We start from the raw sequence: 4764 nt of genomic DNA, 5'->3' as shown, positions 1-4764 counted from the left end.
CCGTCACCGGCCAGCGGCCCGCCTTCACCAGCCGGACCGCCACCGAGCCGACCAGCCGGTGCCCGGCCCGCTCCGAGGCGCCGACCACCACCGCGTCCGCCTTCAGCTCCTCGGCGGCGCCCACCAGGCCCGCGTACGGATCCCCGCGGAAGGTGTGGAACTGCCACCGCACCTCGAAGATCCCCTTCAGCCGCTCCGCCGAGGCCCGGATCTCGGCCACGATCCCCTCCGCGATCTCCCCCGTGGCCTCCGCCACCGGCGCCCCCAGGGAGGCCCCGGCGGCCAGCACCGGCTGCACGTACACCAGCGCCAGCAACGCGTTCTGCCGCCGCGCCAGCCCCGCCGCGTACGCGGCCGCCCGCAGGGAGGACTCCGAACCGTCCACCCCCGCGAGGATGACCTTCGGCCCGTCCGTGCCCCGTTCGAATGCCGTACTCGCGTGCTCCGTCACCCTGCCGAGGCTATCCCGTTCGGCGCGCGCCACGGCGCGGCCCTCCCTACAGTGCATGGCATGAGTGCCACGCAGGAGCAGACCCGCGGTGCCCGCGGCAGGTTCCTCAACCGGGTCCCGGACGCCTTCGGAGCGTTCTTCGGAACGCTCGGCCTGCTCTGCGCGCTGCTGGCGCTCTCACCGGTACTGCGGGGGCTGCTGCGGCCCGTGGTGCGCGTCCTCGACGACTTCGTGGTGCCGGTCAGCGCGAACCTCGCGTACGCCGTCTTCCTCTTCCTGCTCGCCGCCGCGCTCGGCATCCGCAAGAAGATCGCCTGGTGGATCGTCGTCACCTATCTGGCCCTGCTGATCCTCGTCGACGTACTGATCATCGCGGACGGGTACCTCTGGGTCGGCGGCCTGTCCCTGGCCCTCGCGGTGGCCGCCCTCGTCGTGCTGACCGCCGCCCGCAAGGAGTTCTACGCCGCCTCCCGCCCCGGCGCCGTCTGGCGCGCCCTGCTCGTCCTGGGCCTCGGACTGCTCGCCGCCGTCTTCCTCGGCTGGGGCCTCGTGGCCCTGTTCCCCGGCACGCTGCCCCGGGGGCAGTGGCTCGACTGGGCCGCCAAACAGGTCTTCGGCGGCCTGTTCTCCGCCCGCCAGTTCGACGGCCGCCCGCCCAGGGCGCTCTACTTCCTGCTCGGCCTCTTCGGCGCCCTCGCCCTGCTGAACGCCGCCTCCACCCTCTTCCGCTCCCAGCGGCTCACCGCCGCCTTGCACGGGGACGAGGAACCCCGCATCCGCGCCCTGCTGGGCGCCTACGGCCGCGCCGACTCCCTCGGCTACTTCGCCACCCGGCGCGACAAGGCGGTGATCTTCGCCCCCAACGGCAAGGCCGGCGTCACCTACCGCGTCGAAGCCGGGGTCTGCCTGGCCAGCGGCGACCCGGTGGGCGACCCCGGCGCCTGGACCCCGGCGATCGACGCCTGGCTGGCCGTCGCCCGCCGCTACGGCTGGCAGCCCGCCGTGATGGGCGCGTCCGAGGACGGCGCGACCGCGTACGCCCGCTCCGGGCTCAGCGCCCTCCAGCTCGGCGACGAGGCCATCCTGCACGTGGCCCACTTCGACCTCGACGGCCGTGACATGAGGGTCACCCGGCAGGCCGTCAACCGCGTCAAGCGGACCGGCGCCACCACGGTGATCCGCCGCCACTCGGCCCTCACCGAAGAGGAGATGCGCACCATCGTCGACCGGGCCGACCGCTGGCGCGACACCGAGACGGAACGCGGCTTCTCCATGGCCCTCGACCGGCTCGGCGACCCCGCCGACGGGGACTGCCTGCTCGTGGAGGCCTTCGACGCGCAGGGCGAGCTGATCGCCCTGCTCTCGTTCGTCCCCTGGGGCAAGGACGGCATCTCCCTCGACCTGATGCGCCGTGACCGCACCGCCCCCAACGGGGTGATGGAGTTCATGGTCGCCCAGCTCTGCGCGGCCGCCCCCGGCCTCGGCGTGCGCCGGATCTCCCTCAACTTCGCCGTGTTCCGCTCCGCCTTCGAGGAGGGCGGCCGGATCGGCGCCGGCCCCGTGCTCAAGCTCTGGCGCAGGCTGCTGCTGTTCTTCTCCCGCTGGTGGCAGCTGGAGGCCCTCTACCGGTCCAACGTCAAGTACGGGCCCGAGTGGTACCCCCGTTTCCTCTGCTACCAGGACGCCGGCTCGCTCGCCCGGGTCAGCCTCGCCTCCGGCATCGCCGAGGGCTTCGTCTCCGTGCCCAGCCTGCGCAAACTGTGGGGCAAGGGCCACCAGCCCAGGGGGCTCACCGCCCCCGTCACCACCGCTGACCTGCCCTCCATCGAGTCCCTCGGCCTGGACCTCGTGGCGCAGGAGGGGGAAGGCGCGCCCGCCGACCGGCTGCCCGAGCAGGTCCGCGTCCGCCACGCCAAACTGGAGCGGATCCGCGCCGCCGGCACCGACCCCTACCCCGTCGGGATCCGCCAGCGGACCCACACCGCCGCCCAGCTGCGGGCCGCCCACCCCGGCCGGCTCCCCTCCGGCGCCCGCACCGGCGAGCCCGTCGTCCTCGCCGGGCGGGTGATGGTCGTCCGCGACCTCGGCGGCGTGGTCTTCGCCGTCCTGCGCGACTGGACCGGCGACGTCCAGCTGATGTTCACCCGCGACGAATCCGGGTCCGCGGCCCTGGACGCCTTCACCTCCCAGGTCGACTTCGGCGACCACGTGGTGGCCGGCGGCACCGCCGCGGCCAGCCGCAGCGGCGACCTGTCCGTCCTCGTCGACTCCTGGCAGCTCACCGGGAAGTGCCTGCGCCCCCTGCCCGACAAGCGCAAGGGCCTGTCCGACCCCGAGGCCCGGGTCCGGCGCCGCTACCTCGACCTCGTCGCCAGCCCCGACGCCCGGGACGTCGTACGGGCCCGCTCCAGCGCCGTGCAGGCCCTGCGCCAGGGACTCCTGGACCGCGGCTACCTGGAGGTCGAGACCCCGATGCTCCAGCAGATCCACGGCGGCGCCAACGCCCGCCCCTTCCGCACCCACATCAACGCCTACGACCTCGACCTGTACCTGCGCATCGCCCCCGAGCTCTACCTCAAACGGCTGTGCGTCGGCGGCATGGAGAAGGTCTTCGAGATGGGCCGCACCTTCCGCAACGAGGGCGTCTCCTACAAGCACAACCCCGAGTTCACGATGCTGGAGGCCTACCAGGCCTTCGCCGACTACGACGTGATGCTCGACCTCACCCGCGAGCTGATCCAGGGCGCCGCCACCGCCGCCTTCGGCTCGCCCATCGCCCACAAGGCGGGCCCCGACGGCAAGCTCGTCGTGCACGACATCTCCGGCCCCTGGCCCGTCAAGACGATGTACGGGGCCATCAGCGAGGCCCTCGGCGAGGAGGTCGACGCCGACACCGAGGAGCACCGGCTGCGCGTGCTGTGCGACCGGGCGGGCGTCCCGCACGGGCCCGAGGACACCCGCGGCGACGTGGTCCTGGAGATGTACGAACGGCTGGTGGAGGAGCGCACCGGACTGCCCACCTTCTACAAGGACTTCCCCACGGACGTCTCCCCGCTCACCCGCCAGCACCGCAAGGACCCCCGGCTCGCCGAACGCTGGGACCTGGTGGCCTTCGGCACCGAACTGGGCACCGCCTACTCCGAGCTCACCGACCCCGTCGAGCAGCGCCGCAGGCTCACCGCACAGTCCCTGCTCGCGGCGGGCGGGGACCCGGAGGCGATGGAACTCGACAACGACTTCCTCGACGCCCTGGAGTACGCCATGCCCCCCACCGGCGGACTGGGCATCGGCGTCGACCGGCTGGTCATGTTCCTCACCGGTCTGACGATCCGCGAGACGCTTCCGTTCCCGCTCGTGCGCCAGAGCTGACCGGGGCCGCCGCCCCGGCCGGACGGCTGGTCCGGGCGGGTGAGGCGGACGGGGTGGCTCCGCGCCTCTCGACATCTGCGGCGATGTCGTTGATACGTAGTAATAATGACAAATGACGAGCCGACAGTAGGGCGACGCGTGCTCCTGCGTACCGCCGTCTTCCTCGGAATCGCGGCCGCCGCCTCCTCCGGACTGCTCAGCGTGAGCGAGGACGGCTCACCGGCCGGCCCGCCCGGGACGCCCCCGGGCGGCGCCCCCGAGCCCGCCGGCGGACCAGGGGCCGGCGGCGCCCCGGGCGCCCGCCCGGAGGGACTCCCCGACGCCGCCCACCGGCTCCAGCCGATGACCGCCGAGGCCCCCGCGAAGCCGCCCGCCGTGAAGCCCGCCGTCCGCACCCGGCCCATCCTGGAACTGCCCCAGGGCCCGGCCGCCGGCGGCAAGGCCATGCTGCTCACCTTCGACGACGGCCCCGACCCCCGCTACACCCCGGCCATCCTCGACACCCTGCGCCGCTACGGGGTCCGCGCGATGTTCTTCGTCTGCGGGGAGATGGCCACCGACAACCGCGACCTGCTGCGCCGGATGGCCGCCGAGGGACACGTCATCGGCAACCACACCTGGACGCACCCGCAGATCCCCCGGCTCAGCCGGTCCGCGCTGGAGTCCGAGATCGGGCGCACCAGCGAGGTCGTCGAGCAGGCCGTAGGTCAGCCCCCGCTGTGGTTCCGGGCCCCGTACGGGGCGTGGAACCGCGCCGCCTTCGAGATCGGGGCGGACCTGGGCATGGAACCCCTCGCCTGGACCGTGGACAGCCTCGACTGGACCGAACCCGGCACCACCACCATCGTCTCCCGGATCCTGGACGGGGCCGCGCCGGGCGTGATCGTGCTCAACCACGACGCCGGCGGCGACCGCTCGCAGAGCGTCCGGGCCCTGGAGACCTA

At 73.4% G+C, this 4764-nt stretch carries 3 protein-coding genes; 2 read left to right on the top strand and 1 reads right to left on the bottom strand.

Features of this window, described 5'->3' with window-relative positions; translation table 11 throughout:
• Nucleotides 1-451: universal stress protein (locus tag ACFVXK_RS19830; protein ID WP_389613385.1), on the bottom strand; the 451-nt coding region annotated here is incomplete at its 3' end.
• 60 nt (nt 452-511) lie between these two features.
• Here ACFVXK_RS19830 and lysX point away from each other — a divergent pair.
• A complete protein-coding gene (gene lysX / locus ACFVXK_RS19825; protein ID WP_389613383.1) occupies nt 512-3820 on the top strand; it encodes a bifunctional lysylphosphatidylglycerol synthetase/lysine--tRNA ligase LysX in 3309 nt (1102 codons plus the stop codon).
• A gap of 105 nt (nt 3821-3925) precedes the next feature.
• A partial coding sequence (locus ACFVXK_RS19820) for a polysaccharide deacetylase family protein (RefSeq protein ID WP_389613381.1) occupies nt 3926-4764 on the top strand: 839 nt, incomplete at its 3' end.

The organism is Streptomyces sp. NPDC058157 (assembly GCF_042884105.1).
In the GTDB taxonomy this organism is placed as follows: domain Bacteria; phylum Actinomycetota; class Actinomycetes; order Streptomycetales; family Streptomycetaceae; genus Streptomyces.
Note: the sequence above shows the minus strand (reverse complement) of the source record. Positions and strands in the feature narration are given on the sequence as shown.

Excerpts from the sequence above, each read along its gene's own strand:
- lysX (WP_389613383.1), top strand. The coding sequence starts at position 512 with ATGAGTGCCACGCAGGAGCAGACCCGCGGTGCCCGCGGCAGGTTCCTC.